The 19,385-nt window shown below is 73.5% G+C and carries 19 protein-coding genes; 7 read left to right on the forward strand and 12 right to left on the reverse strand.

Annotated features, from left to right (window positions below):
- The 4 genes from ICW24_RS19770 to ICW24_RS15600 form a co-directional block, all read right to left on the reverse strand.
- Positions 1-481 (reverse strand): DUF222 domain-containing protein (locus ICW24_RS19770; RefSeq protein ID WP_226346650.1); only part of this gene is annotated, 481 nt, incomplete at its 3' end.
- A 773-nt stretch (positions 482-1,254) separates the two neighbouring features.
- On the reverse strand, positions 1,255-3,108 hold the full coding sequence (locus tag ICW24_RS15590) for a DNA/RNA non-specific endonuclease (protein ID WP_226346651.1): 1,854 nt from the start codon (positions 3,106-3,108) through the stop codon (positions 1,255-1,257).
- Between the two features lie 129 nt (positions 3,109-3,237).
- Positions 3,238-4,725 (reverse strand): sugar porter family MFS transporter, encoded by a 1,488-nt coding sequence (locus ICW24_RS15595; RefSeq protein WP_226346652.1) that lies wholly within the window; start codon positions 4,723-4,725, stop codon positions 3,238-3,240.
- Between the two features lie 250 nt (positions 4,726-4,975).
- The gene (locus ICW24_RS15600) at positions 4,976-5,215 is read right to left on the reverse strand and encodes a hypothetical protein (protein ID WP_226346653.1); all 240 of its coding nucleotides are present in this window, start codon (positions 5,213-5,215) and stop codon (positions 4,976-4,978) included.
- Positions 5,216-5,454: 239 nt separating this feature from the next.
- Here ICW24_RS15600 and curA point away from each other — a divergent pair, with 239 nt between their 5' ends.
- The 3 genes from curA (at position 5,455) to ICW24_RS15615 (ending at position 7,191) form a co-directional block, all read left to right on the forward strand.
- The gene (gene curA, locus ICW24_RS15605; RefSeq protein WP_226346654.1) at positions 5,455-6,471 is read left to right on the forward strand and encodes an NADPH-dependent curcumin/dihydrocurcumin reductase; all 1,017 of its coding nucleotides are present in this window, start codon (positions 5,455-5,457) and stop codon (positions 6,469-6,471) included.
- A gap of 73 nt (positions 6,472-6,544) precedes the next feature.
- On the forward strand, positions 6,545-6,796 hold the full coding sequence (locus ICW24_RS15610; protein WP_226346655.1) for a type II toxin-antitoxin system Phd/YefM family antitoxin: 252 nt from the start codon (positions 6,545-6,547) through the stop codon (positions 6,794-6,796).
- Entirely contained in the window at positions 6,793-7,191 is a 399-nt protein-coding gene (locus tag ICW24_RS15615; protein ID WP_226346656.1) for a type II toxin-antitoxin system VapC family toxin, read from the forward strand. Before ICW24_RS15610 ends, ICW24_RS15615 begins: the two co-directional genes overlap by 4 nt.
- A 6-nt stretch (positions 7,192-7,197) precedes the next feature.
- Here the strand turns inward: ICW24_RS15615 and ICW24_RS15620 are convergent, their stop codons facing one another.
- Positions 7,198-9,768 (reverse strand): glycoside hydrolase family 3 protein, encoded by a 2,571-nt coding sequence (locus ICW24_RS15620; protein ID WP_226346657.1) that lies wholly within the window; start codon positions 9,766-9,768, stop codon positions 7,198-7,200.
- Positions 9,769-9,947: 179 nt separating this feature from the next.
- Here ICW24_RS15620 and ICW24_RS15625 point away from each other — a divergent pair, with 179 nt between their 5' ends.
- Positions 9,948-10,409 carry a GatB/YqeY domain-containing protein gene (locus ICW24_RS15625; protein ID WP_226346658.1) on the forward strand — a complete coding sequence of 154 codons (462 nt, stop codon included), beginning with the start codon at positions 9,948-9,950 and terminating at the stop codon, positions 10,407-10,409.
- A 3-nt stretch (positions 10,410-10,412) separates the two neighbouring features.
- Here the strand turns inward: ICW24_RS15625 and ICW24_RS15630 are convergent, their stop codons facing one another.
- The 3 genes from ICW24_RS15630 to ICW24_RS15640 are packed head-to-tail and all read right to left on the reverse strand — an operon-like array spanning position 10,413 to position 11,949.
- Positions 10,413-10,631, reverse strand: a complete 219-nt coding sequence (locus tag ICW24_RS15630) for a PNPOx family protein (protein WP_226346659.1) — start codon at positions 10,629-10,631, stop codon at positions 10,413-10,415.
- Positions 10,628-10,810, reverse strand: coding sequence for a PNPOx family protein (locus tag ICW24_RS15635; protein WP_226346660.1), 183 nt, complete (start codon positions 10,808-10,810; stop codon positions 10,628-10,630). Before ICW24_RS15635 ends, ICW24_RS15630 begins: the two co-directional genes overlap by 4 nt.
- Positions 10,807-11,949: a methyltransferase domain-containing protein gene (locus ICW24_RS15640; protein ID WP_226346661.1), complete on the reverse strand. Its 1,143-nt coding sequence runs from the start codon at positions 11,947-11,949 to the stop codon at positions 10,807-10,809. The genes ICW24_RS15635 and ICW24_RS15640 overlap by 4 nt, the downstream gene beginning before the upstream one ends.
- Before the next feature lie 83 nt (positions 11,950-12,032).
- On the opposite strand from ICW24_RS15640, the gene ICW24_RS15645 reads away from it, so the two are divergent.
- Complete coding sequence (locus tag ICW24_RS15645; RefSeq protein WP_226346662.1) at positions 12,033-13,016, forward strand: isoaspartyl peptidase/L-asparaginase family protein; 984 nt, start codon at positions 12,033-12,035, stop codon at positions 13,014-13,016.
- 218 nt (positions 13,017-13,234) lie between these two features.
- On the opposite strand, the gene mmuM is transcribed toward ICW24_RS15645, so the two are convergent.
- The 3 genes from mmuM to ICW24_RS15660 are packed head-to-tail and all read right to left on the reverse strand — an operon-like array spanning position 13,235 to position 15,389.
- A complete protein-coding gene (mmuM, locus tag ICW24_RS15650) occupies positions 13,235-14,119 on the reverse strand; it encodes a homocysteine S-methyltransferase (RefSeq protein ID WP_226346663.1) in 885 nt (294 codons plus the stop codon).
- Positions 14,116-15,153 carry a Gfo/Idh/MocA family protein gene (locus ICW24_RS15655; RefSeq protein WP_226346664.1) on the reverse strand — a complete coding sequence of 346 codons (1,038 nt, stop codon included), beginning with the start codon at positions 15,151-15,153 and terminating at the stop codon, positions 14,116-14,118. The genes mmuM and ICW24_RS15655 overlap by 4 nt, the downstream gene beginning before the upstream one ends.
- Positions 15,154-15,191: 38 nt before the next feature.
- Entirely contained in the window at positions 15,192-15,389 is a 198-nt protein-coding gene (locus ICW24_RS15660) for a ferredoxin (RefSeq protein ID WP_226346665.1), read from the reverse strand.
- A gap of 87 nt (positions 15,390-15,476) precedes the next feature.
- On the opposite strand from ICW24_RS15660, the gene ICW24_RS15665 reads away from it, so the two are divergent.
- Both ICW24_RS15665 and ICW24_RS15670 read left to right on the forward strand, forming a co-directional pair.
- Positions 15,477-16,718 carry a cytochrome P450 gene (locus ICW24_RS15665; RefSeq protein ID WP_226346666.1) on the forward strand — a complete coding sequence of 414 codons (1,242 nt, stop codon included), beginning with the start codon at positions 15,477-15,479 and terminating at the stop codon, positions 16,716-16,718.
- Positions 16,715-17,332 (forward strand): TetR/AcrR family transcriptional regulator, encoded by a 618-nt coding sequence (locus tag ICW24_RS15670; protein WP_226346667.1) that lies wholly within the window; start codon positions 16,715-16,717, stop codon positions 17,330-17,332. The genes ICW24_RS15665 and ICW24_RS15670 overlap by 4 nt, the downstream gene beginning before the upstream one ends.
- A gap of 15 nt (positions 17,333-17,347) precedes the next feature.
- Here ICW24_RS15670 and ICW24_RS15675 read toward each other — a convergent pair whose 3' ends face one another.
- Positions 17,348-19,363, reverse strand: coding sequence for a vWA domain-containing protein (locus tag ICW24_RS15675; protein ID WP_226346668.1), 2,016 nt, complete (start codon positions 19,361-19,363; stop codon positions 17,348-17,350).
- Positions 19,364-19,385 lie beyond the last annotated feature (22 nt).

The following is a 19,385-nucleotide window of genomic DNA, read 5'->3' on the forward strand; positions in this document are numbered from 1 at the left end:
CGAGCCCGGACATGAGGGTCTCCAGGGAGATCGTCACGACGACCTTCGCCTTCGTCCCCGACCCCGGCACATCCCGATCGGCCTCCGTCGCCGCGGCGACCATGTCGAGCAGCGCGTCCGCGCGGCGGGCGCCGGTCGAGCGGGGGTCGAGGTTGCCGTGTTCGTCGGTGATCGGCGCGGACAGGGCGTTGATCGCCGCCGTGAAGACGGCTTCCGAGGCGGGGTCGAGCCGCAACGTCGCGACCAGCATCCCGTTGCGGTCGCGGTGGAACCCGGATAGTTCTCGCCGGTCCCGGAGGCGCTCGTGCTGGTCGTCGAGCCGGCCCGGGATCCCGTACTGCCCGATGAGCAGGTCCTCGATCGCCGCGAAGTCCTTCACGGGCGCGCCCTCGGCCGCGTGGTCGATGAGGATCTGCAGCAGCGCGTCCCAGTTCGGGTACTCGATGTCCCGCTTCAACCGGCGGAACGACTTCGCCACCACCCCCGGCCAGGTCGATGCCGACCCGCCCCTGCGTCACCGCGGCCCGCAACGCCTCGACGTCGTACCCGACGCACGTCTGCGCGACCTCGTGCAGGTTCCGAGCCTGGGCCTTCGCGACCGGCACCCCCGCGTCACGGCACGACTGCTCCACCCAGGCCCGCGTCCGGGGGTGATCGGACTCCGCGATCACCCCGCGCGTCGACGCCTCCAACACGATCGCCGCCTGCACCGCCGACGCTGTGGCCACCAGCTCAGCGGCCGACGCCGCGAGCCCCGCCAGCTCCGCATTCGCTACCGAGGACAAACCCCCGGAAATCCCGAGAATCGCGTCGATCTGCGCCCGCAACCCATCCCCGGCCGGCACGGCCGGCGACTCGGGAAAGGTGGTCGACGTCATGCCCCATTCTATCGAACACGCATCCGACAAACCGCTTGTCCACAGGTGGATCAGTAACTGCCGCAACGGGATTCGCCATGACTTGGCCGGGCCGGATTCGCCTGCGGGAGAGGGGGTCTCAGTACCTGCCCCATGTGTGATCTGCATCACAATTGCGGGTTGTGGTGGCGTCGTGGAGGTTCGGCTGAGGTCGGAGACTTGACGTAGCACGTCTGAGCCAGGTGTGCTGCCCCGCTCGCCCGCTCGCCCGCTCGCCCGCTCGCCCGCTCGCCCGCTCGCCCGCTCGCCCGCTCGCCCGCTCGCCGAGGTCGTCTGCACCCCGGCGTCGTCTGCTCATCGCGATGCTCGCCCGCTCGCCCCCACCGCGACGGCGGCCCTACCAGCGGATGTCGCCGACGTCGGTGAGCGGCTCCGGGACCGACTCGCGCACGTCCTCCGGCAGGCCGGTGCCGAGCGCGTCGGGGAAGAGGATGCCGGTGCGGTCGCTCAGGTCCGTGAGCGAGACCTGGTAGGTCCGGAACTCGTCGAGGTCGATGCTCTCGAGCCGGTCGAGACGCTGGGTGAGCAGGAAGGCGCGGGCGCGCAGCTCCTCTCCCTCGACGTATGCGATGACCTTCCAGTACTCCCGCGGCAGAGCCACGCCGCGGTAGACCGGGTCGTCGGCACCGAAGACCGGGCCGCCGAGGACGCTGATGCGCAGATCGGCCACCTCCACCTGCTCGTACACGGCGTCCTCGAGTCGGCCCCACACGCCCTCGCGGCGCGACTGGTTGAAGTCGTCCACCTGCGGGGCGATGTTCGTGAAGAAGAACGAGTCGGCGTTGGCGCGCTGGGCCTCGGCGGGTGCGCCCCACGTGAGGTCGGCGCGCCGGGCGAGGTGGCCGCGGTCGATGCGGTTGCCCGCGTACAGCTCGTCCCCGACCTGCGCGTCGGTGGGCACGCGCGGGTCGCGGCGGAACTTCTCGCGGGCGCGCGGCAGCTTGAGCAGGGCCGCGCCGTCGACGGTCCACGCCACCCACCGGGCGAAGCGCCGGCTCGCGCTCATCGTCAGCGAGAAGTGCGTGTACGGGACGACCGTCGAGCCGTCGACCTCGACGGCGTCGCTCTCGGCGGCCCGCTCCAGCGTGGGCAGGGGGATCTCGTGCGCGAGGAAGCCCGGGTCGTATCCGGCGGCGGCGGCCGCGTCGGCCCTGGCCTGCGCGGCCCCCTGTGCCGCCCGGGCCGCGGCGCCCGCGTCGAGGGTGACCCCGAGGCGGTCGAACACCGACCGCGGCAGGCACGCGAGCGCGTGTTCGCCCGAGTCGCCCGGCGTCTCCCCGCCGAAGTGCAGGCCGGCGAACACGGTCGACGTGCGGCCGTTGCGCGCCCGGAACACCCACGCGGACCCGGAGTCGCCGCCCGCGCTGATCTCGCCGGCCGTGGCGGGGTGACCCGCGTCGGGGCCGATCTCGAAGCCGCCGATCTCGCGCTGCCCGGCGGCCCCGTAGTCGAGCTTGCTCAGCACGTCGACGCGCGTGACGACGCCGTAGGTCACCCCGGTGGTGCGGCCGCTCTTGACGACCTTGTCGCCGAGCTCGGGGTCGCCGATCTCGTCCGGTGCGACCCCCAACTCGAGGATCTCGGGGTCGAGCCCGCGGCCCTCGACCGTCGCGATGGCGCAGTCCCCGGCCGCCCCCAGATGGGAGCGGACGAGGACGCCGAGCCGGTTCCGGCCGACGCGGTTGTCGTCGTGGGGCCCGGGCTGGAGGACCTCGTCGCCGATGCGGCCCTGGTCGCCCTGCAGGACGTGCCAGTTGCTCAGCACGTACGGGGTGCCGTCCTCGCGGTCGTGGACGACGAGCCCGATCGTGCCGGCCGAGACGGTCGGGTGGGCGACGCTGATGCCCGGGACGACGGGGTCGGCGCGGACCTTGCGCGCGTCGGAGTCCGCCTCGGGGACGACCGCGTACGCGGGAGCGAAGGTCCGCTCGACGACGTCGGTCGCCACCGCGTGCTCGCCCACCTCGACCTGTTCGGGCAGCAACGACGTCGGCAGCGCCGACAGCCGCTCCGCGGGGACTTTGACGCGGACCGTGAACTGCAGGCAGACCTCGTCGGTGACGCGGCCGGCGACCATCTTGTGTCCCACCCCGACGGAGGTGACGTTCGGGTCGGCGAGGAACGCCGACCCGTGGGCGCGGACGTACTCCCGCAACGCGTGAGCCTCGGGCAGCGATCCACGGGTAGCCATGAGCGGCAGTCTGTCTCACACCACTGACACGTTGGGGGAAACGAGATGGTCGGACGGTGACGCGCCTACGTCCGCGGCCGGCCCGAGCCCGGACGGGCCGGCCGTCGGACGGTGTCCCGACGCGGGCGGTCAGGACGGGACGGACTGCTTCGCCGTGCGGAAGTCGTAGCAGCGCCCGGAGGTGACGTCGTCCTCGAGGTCCTCCAGGCCGATCCCCCGGGTCTCGGGTACCTGGGTGATGACGAAGAAGAGGGCCGCCGCACCGACCGCGGCGAAGAGGAAGAACACCCCGGTGATGCCGATGGAATCGACGAGGGTGGGGAAGAAGAGGGCGAGGACGGCGTTCGTGGACCAGCCGAAGAAGACGGCGATACCGATGCCCAGACCGCGCATGAAGAGCGGGAAGACCTCGGCCAACCACACCCAGACCGCGACGTTGAGGAACGACTGCATCGAGAACACGAAGGCGACGACGAGGAAGAGCAGGACGTAGGGCCGCAGCGGGTTTCCGACGGGCAGCAGCATCGACGCGAAGCCGATGAGCACGTGGCACGTCGTCGTCAGCGACAGCCCGATGGCGAACGTCTTGCGCCGGTCGAGGCGGTCCATGTTGTACAGCGCGATGATGCCACCGATGACCGAGAAGACGCCCGCCGCGATGTTGGCGATGAGAGCGGCGCCCTCGGTGAAGCCGGCCTCGATGAGCACCCGCTGGCCGTAGTACATGATCGAGTTGATCCCGGTGAGCTGCTGCGCCATCGCGACCCCGATCCCGACGAGCAGGATCCGCACGAGCCACTTGTTGGCGAGGATCGCGCGCACCCCGACCTGCTTCTCCTCCTGCTCCTCCTCGGCGACGTGCTCGACCTGGGCCACCTCGGCGGCGGCCCGCTCGGGCGAGCGAACGGTCTTGAGCACGGCGAGGGCGTCCTCGTGGCGGCCCTTCTCCACGAGCCAGCGGGGGGACTCGGGCATCCGGAGCATTCCGACGAAGAGGGCGACCGCGGGGATCGCGCACATGGCGAACATGATCCGCCACACACCGTCGACGTGGCCGAACACGTTGCCCACGATGGCGTTGATGGTGAAGGCCAGGAGCTGGCCGGTGACGATGGCCAGTTCGTTACGGCCGGTGATCGACCCGCGAATCTCGAAGGGGGCGAGCTCGGCGAGATAGACGGGCACCACGGTCGAGGCGCCCCCCACGGCCAACCCCAGGCAGACGCGGCCGGCGACGAGGACGCCGTAGTTGGGGGAGAAGACCACGAGCAGGGTTCCGCAGAAGAACAGGACCGACAAGATGATGATCGTCGTTCGGCGGCCGATGATGTCCGACAGTTTTCCGCCGATGAGTGCGCCGACGGCGGCCGCGAAGATCAGGGAGCTGATGACGACGCCGAGTGCGAGATCGGTCAGTCCCAGCTCCAGTTGCATGGGCCGCTCGGCGCCGTTGCTGACGCCGGTGTCGTAACCGAAGAGGAGTCCCCCGAAGCAGGCGACGACCGAGACGAGGCCGATGCGCTTGAGGTGGGGTCCAGGAGTGAGCGGTGGAAGCGTATTCTCCTGCGCGCTTGTCGAATGGGTCATGACGGCCTGCCCTTCGTGAGTCTCTCTCATGACGGCGTTGTGATGAGGTACGCACGCTTCCGGCGGCGCGGGAGGACTCGGACACTGCCCGGCCAAGGACAGTGTGCGGTCACAGATTCGGACGATCTCCGGAACGAGTGGAGGATGGCCAGGGCGCCGGGCCCGGCGTCTGCACCGACCCTCTGCCGTCAGACCCTAACCGCCGGAGGGTGGCCGTGGACCGTTGAGCGGAGGCTGCCTTCGATTTCCCGGGAGGGCCCGGCCGAGTTGCACGCCAGGCTCACTCGGTCGTCGCCGGGCCCTCCGTTACGGCGATACGGGCGGCCGAGGCGACGAAGGAGCCGACCGCCAGGAACGCGAGGATCCCGGCGAGGACGGCGACGGTGGCCACGCCGGCGGAAGCCGCCACGGCGAGCAGCACGAGGGACAGGACGGCGAGGCCGACCGTCATCGGGGTGAAGGCGCCGTCCACGGCGCCGCGAAGACCGGTGGGGTTGCCCGCCACGTAGATGTTCAGCATGGTGCTCTCCTGTTCTGGCGTGCCAGGAGAGACGACGGCCCCTCCTGCACGGCCGTCGTGCGCCCCGTAGGGCGATCTGCTGTCGTCGAACCGATTCGATTCGCTGTCACCATGGTAAAGCGACGCACGCCGGCCGTTCATCCCCGTGTTTGGGCAAGACCTGCCCCCGGCCGGGTGTCGCCGCCCGCGCACCGGCCCCCGGCCGTCGGCCGGCTCGGCCCGGGCGGCACAGTGGAGGGATGACGACGACCACCCGCATCGTGCTCGCCCAGCGCCCCCACGGGGAGCCCACCGACGACGACCTCGTCGAGGAGCAGGCGACCCTGTCCGACCCCGAGCCGGGGCAGGCGCTCCTACAGACCCTGTACCTGTCGCTCGACCCGTACATGCGCGGCCGCATGAGCGACGCGAAGTCCTACGCCGAGCCGGTCGCCGTCGGCGACCCCATGGTCGGCGGCACGGTGTCGCGCGTGATCGACTGCCCGGGCGGGGAGTTCGCGGCCGGCGACATCGTCCTCGGCTACGGCGGGTGGCAGACGTACTCGCTCGAGGCCGTCTCGTACCTCCGCCGGCTCGACCCGGACGCCGCCCCCGTCTCGACGGCGCTCGGCGTCCTCGGCATGCCCGGCTTCACCGCCTACGCCGGGCTGCGCGAGATCGGGCGGCCCGAGCCGGGCGAGACCGTGGCGGTCGCCGCCGCCACCGGGCCCGTCGGCTCCGCGGTCGGGCAGATCGCGAAGGCGTGGGGCGCCCGGACCGTCGGCATCGCCGGCGGCGAGAAGAAAGTCGCCCACCTGCGCGAGCTCGGCTTCGACGAGGCGATCGACCACCGCGCCGACGACTTCGCCGACCGGCTCGCCGCCGCCACCCCCGACGGCATCGACGTCTACTTCGAGAACGTCGGCGGCAAGGTCTTCGAGGCCGTCCTGCCCCGGATGAACACCTACGGCCGCATCCCCGTCTGCGGCCTCGTGTCGGGGTACAACTCGACGTCGTTGCCGGAGGGCCCCGACCGCAGCGGCCTCCTCCTCGGCGCGATCCTCACGAGCAGCCTCACCCTGCGGGGGTTCATCCAGACCGAGTTCGTCGACACCGTCATGGACGACTTCGTGCGCGACATGACGGCCTGGGTCGCCCACGGCACCGTGCAGTACACCGAGGACGTCGTCGACGGGTTCGAGAACGTCCGCGACGCCTTCCGCGGCCTGCTCGTCGGGAAGAACTTCGGCAAGCTGGTCGTCAAGGTCGCCGACTGAGCACGACGCACCGACGCCGGAGGCGCTCAGCGTGAGTAGCACTTGTGTCACATGGGGGCGCTATGGTGGAGCGATGGACACCAGCGTCGGACTTCGTGAACTGCGTCAAGACGCGTCCGAACTCATACGTCGGGTCGAAAAGGGCGAACGCTTCGTCATCACGGTCGCGGGACGTGCGAGCGCCCGACTCGTCCCGACGCGCCCCGCCCAGTGGCGTGAGTGGTCCGACCTCGACGAACTCTTCCGTGGACCGGCCGACCCCGAGTGGGAAAGGGACCGCGACCTGGTCGACGACGGGCTCCGGGACCCGTGGAGCGAGAGATGACCGACCGGCCGGTCGACAGAGCGATCCTCGACACCAGCGTTCTCGTCGGCCCCGCAATGACACCCGCAGCCGGCCTCGTGGCGATCAGTAGCGCGAGCCTCGCGGAGTTGCACTTCGGGGTGTTGGCGGCGCAGGACGAGGGAATCCGCGGCGAGCGACTACGAAGGTTGAGCGTCATCCAGCGCCGCTTCGACGCGCTTCCGATCGACGACTCCGTCGCGGCCAGCTACGGCCGGCTCGCGTCGGCCGTGGTCGCCGCCGGACGTCAGCCCCGTCGACGCACGATGGATCTGCTCATCGCGGCGACCGCGCACGCGTATGACGCCACGCTGTACACGCGCAACCTGGACGACTTCATGGGCCTCGACGGCCTGGTGTCGGTGGTCGGCGTCTGAGTGCCCTCAGTGCATCGGTAACCGGGCTCGGACGTCGCCGAGGCCGCGGGCGACGAGCAACGTGCCGCCCCCGAGCGTCGTCCAGGCGCCGGCCCGGACGTCCCAGCGCCGCCACATCCGCGGGTCGCACGTGACCTCGACCGTCGCCGTGTCGCCGGCCGGCACGACCGCGTCCGCCCAGCCCACGAGCCGCGTCGGCTGGTCGGCCTCGCTCGGCTCCCAGTAGACCTGCACGACCTCGCGCGAGTCACGCTCGGAGGAGTTCGTCACCGGCACCCGGACCCGCGGACCCGCGACGCCGGCGTCACTCTCGCCACGACCCTCCGCGAGCTCCGCCTCGCCGTCGCTCCCTGCGAGCTTTGCCTCGCGATCACCCTCTGCGAGCTCAGCCTCGCCATGGCCCTCTGCGAGCTCAGCCTCGCCGTACTCCCAGGAGCCGTACCCCAACCCCTCCCCGAACCAGAACGCCGGCGGGTCGGCGCGGCCGGCGGCGTAGCCGCGGTAGCCGACGAACGGGCCCTCGGCGTAGACGAGGCGGCCGTCGGTGGGCTCGACGTCCCAGGCGGGGGAGGCGCCGTCGGCGGCGGGGAAGCTCGTCACCAGGCGCCCGGCCGGCTCGATCTCGCCGGTGAGGGCGGCCGCCACCGCGTCGCCGCCCTCCTGGCCGGGCAGCCCGGCGACGACGATCGCGTCGACCTCGTCGCGCCACGGCATGAGCACCGGGGTCGCCGCGTTGACGACGACCACCGTCCGCGCCGCGGCCGCGGCCACCTCGCGGACCAGCCGCCCCTGCTCACCCGGGAGCGCGAGGGTCGACTTGTCGGACCCCTCGGCCTCCTGCTCGGGCGTCAGGCCGACGACGACGACAGCGGTGCGGTCGCGCGCCGCCTCGGCCGCCTCCGCGACGATGTCGTCCACCAAACGTGGGCTCGGGGAGGCGACGAGCGCCTTGAGTCCGTTCCCGGCGTCGAGCAGGAAGTCGGTGCCCTCGGGGGCGTCACCCTCGCGCGGGGCGTAGTTGGGCGGCGTGAGCCACGCGCTCGCCTCGAGCAGCACGTCGGTGCCCGCCTCCACGTCCTCGGTCCACGACGGCGGGTTGAGCAGGGCCTCGCCGGGGTCGTCGCCGTCCACCCGCAGGACGACGTCGTGCAGGGGGCCACCCGCCCGGACGGTCCACGCGCCGGTCCCGATGACGCCGATCCGCAGGCGCCCCGACAACCGCACCCGGGCGGTGAGGACGATCCGGGCCGCCGGCCGGGGGAGCTCCTCGTCGAAGCCGACGACGTACTCGGTGCCGTCGAGATGACCGGCGAAGATCTCCTCCCCGTCGGCGTCCTCGAGCCGCACGTGCATGCCCGGCTCGCCCGTGTGCGGATCGTCGAGGACGCCCGCCGGCGCCGGTACGGGGCGCGCCCGGACGTCGACCCCGTCGGCCACGACGAGGTCGGCGACCCGGGACCGCAGCCCCTCGACGACGCTCACCTCGTGCGGCGGTTCGACGTGCGCGGAGCCGCCACCCATGCACACGGTCTCGGACGCGTGCCGCCCCACGAGCGTCACGGGCGCGTCGGCGGGCAGGGGGAGGACGCCGTCGTTGCGGAGCACCGTCATGCCGCCGGCGGCGAGGCGCCGCAACGCCTCCCGCCGCTGCGGGGCGTCCGGCGCAAGCTGGTCGGAGCGGTCGATGCCGGCCCGATCGCCGAGCGCACCGACCCGGTCGGCGAGCAGCAGCAGTCGCCGGACGTGGTCGTCGACGACCGACTCCTCGACCTCGCCGGCGCGGACCGCCGCGACGAGCCGCTCGCCCCACGGCCCCTCGGGGCCGGGCATGACGAGGTCCAGCCCGCCGTTGGCGGTGGGCGCCGTCGTCCTGGCCGCGAACCAGTCGCTCATGACGAGCCCGTCGAAGCCCCACTCCCCGCGGAGGACGTCGTTCTGCACCCACCCGTTCTCCGTCGACGGGGCGCCGTTGACGTCGTTGTACGCCGCCATCACGGTCCAGGCACCGCGCTCACCGAGCGCGATCTCGAACGGCAGGAGGTACACCTCGCGCAGCGTGGCCTCGTCGATGACCGAGTCGACGAAGTTGCGTTCGGTCTCGGACTCGTTCCCCACGAGGTGCTTGAGGCACGCGCCGACGCCTTCGCCCTGCAGCCCCTCGACGTACGCGGCCGCCAACCGACCGGTCAGCAGCGGGTCCTCCGAGTACGCCTCGAAGAGCCGGCCGCCCAGCGGCGTGCGGTGCAGGTTGATCGTCGGGCCGAGCACGACGTGGATGTGCCGGCGCATCGCCTCCGCCGCGAGGATGCGCCCGACCTCCCGGGCGACGTCCTCGCTCCAGTGCGCGGCGAGCAGGGTCGCGTTCGGGAGCAGGGCGGCCGCCCCGCCGCCGGAGAACTTCAACCCGCGCACGCCGGTCGGCCCGTCGGAGAAGGCCATCTCGGCCAGGCCGATCGACGGCTCGCCGTGCAGCGTGAACATGGACGCTCCGGTGAGCAGTCGGACCTTCGTGTCCAGGTCGAGACGGCCGACGAGGGAGTCGAGGTCCGGCTGGTGCGCGGGCGGCGCGGAAGTCATGAACTCACCTTCGTCGAGCTGGCGGGGTGGCTGAGGCCATCCTCGATATCGTCTCGCACCCCCGCAAGCCCCTGTCCGCCGGGGCGCCCGTCACGGCACCGTCACGGCACCGTCCGGGCGGCGCCCCGGCGCGCGGAATGGCGTCGACCCGCCGACCGCCGGGGTGTGAGGATGACCGTATGACCGACACGAACCTCAAGGCGACCCTGCAGCACGACCTCACCGAGGCGATCCGCGCGCGCGACCAGGTCCGCTCGGCCACGCTGCGCATGGCGCTCGCCGCGGTGATGAACGCCGAGGTCGCCGGCAAGCAGGCCGTCGTGCTGTCCGACGACGAGGTCTCCAAGGTGCTCGCCAAGGAGGCGAAGAAGCGCAAGGAGTCGGCGACGGCGTACACCGACGCCGGCCGCCCCGAGCTCGCCGAGCGCGAGACCGCCGAGCTCGCCGTGCTGGAGGAGTACCTGCCCGCACAGCTCGACGACGCCGAGCTCGAGGCCATCGTCGCCCGGGCGATCGCCGCGACCGGCGCCACGGGAATGCCCCAGATGGGGCAGGTCATGAAGGCGGCCCAGGCGGAGGTCGCCGGGCGCGCCGACGGAGGCCGCGTCGCCGCCGCCGTCAAGGCGGGGCTCGCGTCGTGAGGCTCAGGCGCTGCGGATGAGCAGCGCCACCCGCCGGCGCCGGCCCCGGGCGACGACCGTCTCGATCGCCATGAAGATCCGGAACTCCCACCCGTAGGCCGCGGCGACGGCCGACCCCACGCGCGCGACCGCGGCGGGGTCGTCGGCGACGGTCGCGACGCCCCCCACCGTGGGGGCGCCCGGCCGGATCCGGCCCCGCCGGTCGCACGGCGTCAGCGTCACGCGCGGGTCGTTGCGGAGACGTTGAGCTTGCCCGTCCCCTCCGGCGTGATGACGGCGAGGGCGTCGCCCTCGCGGGTGATCCACACCGGCGTGGCGACCGGCTCGCCGCTGCGGCGGAAGGTGACGAGCGAGACGAACGACTCGTCGGCCAGGGCGGCGAGGTCGGGGTCGAGGGTCATGGGTGCTCCTGGGTCGAGGGGGCGGGCCCGCGCCGCAGGAGCACGAGGACCTCGGCGTGGTCGGTCTGGGGGAACATGTCGAACAGGCGGGCCCGCACGGGGCGCAGCGACGGCATCGCGTCGAGGTCGCGGGCGAGCGTCACCGGGTTGCAGCTCGAGTACACGACGGTGGGGGCGTCCGCGGCCTCCAGCCACGCCGACAGCCTCGGGCCGAGGCCGCGCCGGGGCGGATTGACGACGACGAGGTCGGGCGCGCCCGGGGGCGCGTAGGTCGTCGCGTCGCCGACCTCGAACCGGGCGGGGATCGCCGCCTCGGCGGCGCTGCGTCGGGCGCTCGAGACCGCCTCGGGGGAGACCTCGACGCCCGTGACCGCCCGCCCGGGTGCGGCGGCGTGCAGCGCGAATCCGCCGATGCCGCAGTAAAGGTCGAGTACGTGGGCGGGGTCGGCCTCGTCGATCCACGCCCGGGCCTGGGCGTAGAGCCCGGCGGCGACGGCCGTGTTCGTCTGCACGAAGGCCCCCGGACCGGCGTGCAGGGTGACGTGCGGCAGCCGCAGCGGGAGGGTCGTGTGCTCGGTCAGGGGGATCTCGACGTCGCCCTCGACCGCCGCCTTGTGCTCGGGCAGCAGGTTGACGGTGACGACCCGCAGGTTCGGCAGCGCCTCGGTCAACGCGGGCAACCCCCGGCGGATCCGGCCGACCTGGCCCTCCGAGCGCAGCACGAAGCGGACCATGAGCTCGCCGTCGGGCGACTCGGTCACGTGGATCGCCTTGAGCTCCCCGGTGCGGCGCGGCACGTCGTAGGGCCGTAGCCCGACGTCGGCGACGAACGCGGCGAGGGTCGGCAGCGCCGCCGACGCGTGGGGGCCGATGATGCCGCAGGCGCGCAGGTCGACGCCCGTCCCGTCGGGGGCGAGGATGCCGAGGGTGGGCGCCTCGGTCGTCCCCGCGACGACCATCTTCGCCTTGGCCCGGAACGCCGACTCCGGCGACGCGAACGGCGGCGACCACGCCAGGCCCGGCCGATCGCCGACGATCTCGCGCACCCGTGCGTCGTTGGCCGCGAGCTGGGCGGCGTACGGATCGCCCATGAGGGTGCACGAACGGCACGCCCCCGCGTCGAAGTAGTCGCACTGCATCGGGTCAGTCTCGCGTACGGGCGGGGCGAGGTCCTCGCGACGTCGATCGGGGCGGCGGCTCCGGCCGGGCCGATGATGAGGGGATGACCGACGCCACCCCGCCGCCCGGACCCCACGACCCCGTCGCGGACTCGCCCACCCCCGCAGATGTGCCGCCCGTCGAGCTCGTGAGCGTGCCCGCCTGGGGCGGGTTCGCGGTCGCGGTCCACGCGGGGGCGGGGCCGCGCCCCCGGCCGCTGACCGCCGACGAACGCGCCGAGCGCGAGGCCGCGTTGACCGACGCCCTCCGCGCGGGGGAGCGGGAGCTCGCAGCCGGGGCCTCGGCGCAGGACGCCGTGGTGGCCGCCGTCGTCGTGCTCGAGGACTGCGCGTTCTTCAACGCCGGGCGCGGCGCCGCGCTGACGACCGAGGGGGTGGCCGAGCTCGACGCCGCCGTGATGCGGGGCGACCGGGCTGCGGGCGCCGTGGCGGCGGCCACCGGCGCGGCGAACCCCGTCCGCGCGGCGCGCGCCGTGCTCGCGCAGACCCCCCACGTGCTCATCGTCGACCCGAGCGCCGCGCAGCTCGCGGCGTGGGGCTGCGAGGCGGCGGACCAGGAGCGGTTCGTCGTCGAGCGCCAGCGCCGCGCCCTGGCCCGGCTGCTGGAGGAACGGGCCCACGGCACGCACGGCACGGTGGGCGCCGTGGCGCGGGACGCGCGTGGCCGGGTCGCGGCGGCGACGTCGACGGGCGGCATCACCGGCCAGTTGCCCGGCCGGGTCGGCGACACCCCGCTCGTGGGGGCGGGCACCTTCGCCGACGACGCGACCGTCGCCGTCTCCGGGACGGGCACGGGCGAGTTCTTCGTCCGCGGTGTCCTCGCCCACGACCTGCACGCTCGGATGCGCTACGCCGGTGCCGATCTCGCCGACGCGTGCACGCAGGTGCTCGACGAGCACCTCGGCGCGCGCGGCGCCGACGGCGGCGTCATCACCGTCGACCCCGCCGGGAACGTCGTGGTCGCCTGGAACTCGAGCGCCATGTACCGCGGCTGGCTCACCGCGGACGGCCCGGTCGCGCGCACCTGACGCAGGCCTCGCCGGCCCGGGTGCGGCGGGCTCGCGGATCGAAGAACCGTCCCGACGACATCGATGGCCCGCCTTCCGGGTCGAGACCGCATCGACGCAGGTCAGCGGGCCGCCGATCCGGTGCGTCCGGCCTCGATGTCGTCGGCACGGTTCTTCGATCCCGGAGACTCCGGTGGCGTCACCGTGGCGTCACCGTGGCGGCGGGCCGGTGCGGGGTGTCAGCGGGCGTCGAGGCCCGCGCGCAGGGCCGCGACGAGGTCGACCCCGACCCGGCAGCAGCCGCCCACGAGGGCGGCGCCGGAGCCCGCCCAGGAGCGGGCGGCCTCGGCGTCGAGGGTCGGCGTGCCCGTCCACCCCCGCGCGGCGGCGTCCCACGTCTCGCCGCTGTTCGGGTAGAACACGAGCGGCAGCCGGCCCCGCGCGGCGGCCAGGTGCGCGATATCGTCGGGGTCGCAGCAGTTGGCGCCGACGGCGACGACGTGGGGCGCCGACTCCGCGAGCGCGACGACGTCGGCGAACGGCTCCCCGCGGCGGGTGCGTCCGCCCGCGGTGGTCACGGACACCCAGACCGGCAGGCCGAGGTCGCTCGTCTCCTCCAGCACCGCCTCGACCTCGGCGAGTCGCGGCATCGTCTCGACGGCGAGGACGTCTGGCCCCGCGTCGGCGAGCGCCTCGAGCCGGGGCCGGTGCCAGGCCCGCAACTGCGCGGTCGTGAGGCCGTCGTCGCCCCGGTACTCCGAGCCGTCGGCGAGCGTGGCCCCGTAGGGCCCGACCGACGCCGCGACCCAACGATCCGACTCGCCCGCCGCGGCCTCCCGGGCCAGGGTGATGCTGCGGCGCAGGGCGGTCGTCGCGTCGGCCGGCTCGAGGCCGGCCCGGGCGAAGCCGGACGCGCTCACCTGGTACGACGCGGTCGTCGCGACCTGCGCCCCGGCCGCGAAGAAGTCGGCGTGGGCGGCGCGCACCTCGTCGGGGTCCGACAGGAGCAGCCGCGCCGACCACAGCGAGTCGGACAGGTCGTGCCCCCGGGCCTCCAGCCGGGTCGCCAGGCCTCCGTCGAGCTGGATCGGACCCCTCGTGACGGCGTCGGCGAACGTGCTCACGCCGAGGGCTCCGCGAACGTCTCGCCGATCTGGGCGCGGGCGGCGTCCATGATCGCGAGCGTCGCGATCGTCGCGTCGAGGGTGCGCAGCGGCGACGACGTCTCACCGGCCGCGATGCGGCGCGCCATCTCGCACGCCTGGAAGTGCAGGCCGCCGGTGTGGGCGACCTCCTCCTCGTCGTAGCGCAGGCGATGTCCCTCGTGGTCGGTGAGGGTGAAGCCGCCGGGCACGTAGAAGTCGCCGTCAATCTCGAGCAGGGCCGCGTCCCCGCAGATCGCGCCGGTCGTCGGGGTCCGGGACAGCACGCTGCTGTGCAGGAGGGCCTGCGCCTCGTCGGCCGTCGTGTACGTGATCGCCGTCTGACCCGTCACCCCCGAGGGAGCCCACGTCGTGCGTGCCACGACGTCGACGGGGTCGCCGATCACCCACTTCGCGAACGACGCCGGGTAGGTCATGAGGTCGAGCATCGGCCCGCCCGCGAGGGCGGGGTCCATGATGCGGTGGTCGGCGTCGAAGTGCTGGCCGTGGTCGGCGAGGACGGTCCGGATCCGGCCGAACACCCCCGACTCGATCAACTGGCGGATGACGTCGAACTTCGGCAGGAACAGCGTCCAGAGTGCCTCCATCGCGAAGAGGCCGCGCTCGTCCGCCTCCCGGGCGATCTCGCGGGCCTGGTCCGCGTCGACGGTCATCGGCTTCTCGACGAGCACGTGCTTGCCCGCGCGCAGCGCGAGCAGCGCGTCGCGGTGATGGTGGTTGTGCGGCGTGGCGACGTAGATCACGTCGACCTCCGGGTCCGCGACGAGGTCGGCGTAGGAGGCGTGGCGGCCCTCGACGCCGAACCGCTCGCCGAACCGGTCGGCCCCCTCCTGAGAGCGCGACCCGACGGCGGTGACGCGCTGCGTCGTATTCTGCTGCAAGGCCGTCGTGAACTGCTGCGCGATCCAGCCGGTCCCGAGGATGCCCCAGCGCAGCGGCGGCGCCTGGCGGGGGTCGGGGGTGCGAGGAGACGGGAGCGACGCGGGGAAGGTCATGCCCCCATCCTGGCAGCCGGGCGCGCAGAGGGGACCGATCAGTCCTCGCGCACGCTGATGGCCCCCGACGGACACATCGCGGCGGCGTCGCGCACCGCCGCCTCCTGCTCGGAGCCGGGGTCGCCCGCGCGCAGGACGGCGACGCCGTCGTCCTCCCGCTGGTCGAAGACCTCGGGAGCGGACATGACGCACTGACCGGCGCCGATGCAGGTGTCCTCGTGGATCTCGATGCGCATCAAGGGGATTCCTCCTCCGCCACGTCAGGCACGTGACTTAACGACAGCGTACGGTCGAGAGGACGACGCCGCACCCGAGGAGGACCCATGACGACGACCCCCGACGCCTGCCCCGCCCACGACGAGCGCCTCGCCTACCCCTTCGAGCACCCCACCGCGCTGGCGCCGCCGCGGGAGTGGGACCGGCTGCGCCGCGAGTGCCCGGTCGCGCAGGTCCGGGCCGCCAACGGCGTCGACGGCGTGCTTCTGACCCGGCACGCCGACGTCAAGGCGATGCTCGCCGACCCCCGCTTCCAGCGAGGCTCTCTCACCGGCGAACCCGGCGGTCTCGGCGACACCTCCGGCCCGGGCACGGGCGACGGGGGCGGCATGGTCGGCCTCGACTCGATGATGGCCGGCGAGGGCCACGTCCGGTGGCGGCGCCTGCTCGGGCGCACGTTCACCGTCCGCCGCGTGCGCGCCATGCAACCCGCGATGGAGCGGCTCGCGAACGGCCTCCTCGACGAGATGGTCGCCTCGGGCGCCCCGGCCGATCTGCGCGAGGCGTTCGGTTTCCCGCTGCCGGTCTTCGTCATCTGTGACCTGCTCGGAGTGCCCGCGCAGGACCGGGACCGCTTCTCGGCCTGGTCGGACCGCCTGCTCAACCTCACGACCTACACCCAGGAGGAGTCGCTCGAGGCGGGGATCGAGCTGTACACCTACATGCTCTCCCTCGTCCAGGGCAAGCGGGCGGAGCCGGGCGAGGACCTGCTCTCGGAGCTCACCGCCATCTCCGACGAGGACTCGACCCGGCTGACCGAGGAGGAGCTCGTCATGACGGGCATCGCCCTTCTCGTGGCCGGGCACGAGACGACGGCCAACATGATCGGCAAGATGGTCGCGATGCTCCTCGCGGATCGGGAGCGTTGGGAGGCGCTGCTCGCGGACCGATCGCTCGTGCGCACCGCCGTCGAGGAGTGCCTGCGCTTCGACGCCAACCTCGGCTTCGCGATGTCGCGCCACGTCGACGAGGACATCGAGGTGGCCGGGTCGACGATCCCCGCCGGGAGCACGGTGTGGTCGGCGATGGCGGCGGCGAACCGCGACGAGGCGGTGTTCGAGAAGGCGGGCGACATGGACCTGTCCCGTCACCCGAACCCGCACCTGACGTTCGGGGTGGGGGCGCACTCCTGCCTGGGGCAGACGCTCGCGCGGGTCGAGCTGCAGACGGCGCTGGAGGTGCTGCTCGGGCGGCTCCCGACCCTCGATCTCGCCGTGTCCGAGGGGGAGCTGCGCCGCCGCGAGGGGTTGCTCGTCGGCGGGTTGGAAGAGGTCCCGGTGCGGTGGTGAGCGTCGCGGCCGTCCGGGACACCCGGACGTTGCTGCTCGACACCGCGATGCGCCTGTACGCCGAGGGTGGCCTGTCGCTGGTCTCCAACCGGCAGGTGGCGCAGGCCGCCGGGCAGGCGAACAACTCGGCGGTCGCGTACCACGTGGGCACGAAGGCCGACCTCGTGGCGGCGATCTGTGAGCGCCTGGCGGAGCCGGTCCTCGCCCGGACGGCCGCGATGGTGGCGGACTGCCGCGGGTCGGTGCGGCCGCGGGACCACGTCGCGAGCCTCGTCGCGCCCTACGTCGGCCACCTCGCGACCCTAGGGCAGCCGAGCTGGGCCGCCCGGTTCGCGGCGCAGGTCAGCGCCGACCCGGTGTACGGCCCCGACCTGTTGTGGCGCGGCTCGACGGCGGCCCACGCCGAGGCGTTCGTCGCGATGTGGGCACAGGCCCCGGTCCTGCCCCCCGAGGTCGTCGAGCTCCGCCTGCAGATGATGCGCCTCGTCGTCGTCCACACGTGCGCGGAACGCGAGGCCACCGCGGCGCGGACCGGCCGACCCGCCGACTGGGCGGCCGTCGAGAGCGCCCTCGTCGACGCCGTGACCGGCCTGCTCACGGCTCCGATCGGCTGAGCGCGCCCGGCGCTCTCAGTCGGCCCGACCGCCGCCGGGATCGCGCAGGCCGCGCCCGGCGGCGCCGGAGTCGCGGGCGTCGAGGTAGGAGCCGACGACGGCGGCCCCGAGGTCGTCGAGGTCGGGGGCGACGACCCGACCGTCGACGCGGCGGGCGAGCTGGTCGACGAGCCGGGCGAGCCCGTAGTCGTCGCCGAGGCGGAAGATCGTCGTCTGCGCGCCGAGGCGGCCGACGTCGTCGAGGGCCCGGACGGTGAGCGCGAGGGTGACCGGGTGCGGGGGGTAGGCGAACTCGGCGCCGCCCGAGCGATCGAGGTGCGCGGTCGGCTCACCGTCGGTGACGACGAGCAGCACGGGCTGTGCGTTCGGGTGCTTGCGGAAGAAGCGGTGTGCGAGCTGCAGGGCGTGGTGGAGGTTCGTGCCCTGCTCGTACTGCGCCTCGAGCGCGGTGAGCTCCTCGATCCGGGTCGTGCGGGCGTGCCGGCCGAAGGCGATGAGCTGGAGGTCGTCGCCGCGGAAGCGGCTGGTCACGAGCTGGTGCAGGGCGAGGGCGGTGCGCTTCATCGCAACCCAGCGGCCCTCCATCGCCATGGAGAAGGACGTGTCGACGAGCAGGGCCACCGCCGCCTGCGTGCGGGCCTCGGTCCGGTCGACCTCGACGTCCTCCATGCTCAGGCGCAGCCCCGACCGGGCGTCGCCGCCCTCGGCCGCGACCCGCTGGACGGCGTTGGTCACGGTGCGGGTCACGTTCCACGGCTCGGTGTCGCCGAACTCCCACGGCCGCGTGGAGCCGTCGAGCTCCCCGGCGGCGCCGGCGCGGCGCAGGTCGCGCTGGCCCGTGCGGCCCGACAGCCGCTCGGCGATGTCGCGCAGCAGTGACTTCCCGAGCTGTCGCATGGCGGCGGGCGAGAGCCGGAGCGCGCCGTCGGCCCCCCGGTCCAGGTAGCCCGACTCGCGCAGGGCTCGCTCGAGCTCGGCGAGGGTGCGGGCGTCGACGGCGGCCTGGTCCCCGAGCTGCCGGGCGAGCGCGTCGAGGTCGACGTCGTCCATCTGCGCGCCCGAGTACTGCTGCGAGAGCTGGTCGGAGAGCTCGTCGAGCTGAGCGAGGTCCTGCAGGACGCCGGTGCCGTCGCCCAGGCCGAGACCCTGCTCCCCCTCGAACGACTCCGACCCGCCCCAGTCCTGGCCCGGGCGCAGCGCCTGGAGGTTGTCGTCGAGGCGGTCGAGCGCCTGCGCCAGCTCGGGCGACCCGAACGCCTGCTGCGACAGCTCCGCGAGCTCGGCCCGCTGCTCGGGGGTCATCGAGTTGAGCATCCGGCGGGCCGCCGCGGCCCGCTCGGCCAGGGCGTCGAGCAGCTCGTCGAGGTCCTGCGGATCGCCGGGGACGGAGTCGCCGTGCTTGTCCATGAACTCGGCGAAGTCCTCGGGGGTGTCCTCGCCGAGCCGGCGCTTCTCGAGCAGCTCGTTGAGGTCGGTCATCATCTCGCCGACGCGGGCGCGGTCCTGCTCGGTCGCGCCCTCGAGGGCCTGCTTCATGCCGGCGAACCGCTGGTCGAGCGCCTCCCGCCCGAGCAGGTCCTTGATCTGCTCGTACGACTCGCGCGCCTCGCTGCTGCGCCACGGGTAGTCGCCGAGCTCGCTGACGGCGGCCGCGGTGGAGGAGGGCAGGTTCACGATGCGCATCTCGGCGAAACGGGCGTCGTCGTCGAGGTCGCGGGCGAGCTGCTTGCGTTCGGCGAGCACCGCCTGGTCGAGGAGCTCGCGCACCTCGTCCAGGGTGCCGCCGAGGCTGTGCCGGGCGAGCAGGTCCCGCCGGCGCTGCGCCACCTGACCCGCCAGGTCGTCGAGGCCGCGCAGCTCGTTGCCGCCGCGGCGCAGGAACTCCTGCATCGCGCGCTGCGGGGACGTGCCGGCCATGACGTCCTCGCCGATCGCGGCGAGCGCCTCGCCGAGGTCGACCGGCGGGGCGAGCGGGTCGCCGCCGGTGTACCGGCCGTAGCGGGAGCGGCCGCGGCCGCGTCGGGTGCTCACGCCCGCCGCCGGGCGCGCGTCG

The sequence above is a fragment of the Agilicoccus flavus genome (assembly GCF_014857905.1).
GTDB lineage: Bacteria > Actinomycetota > Actinomycetes > Actinomycetales > Dermatophilaceae > Agilicoccus > Agilicoccus flavus.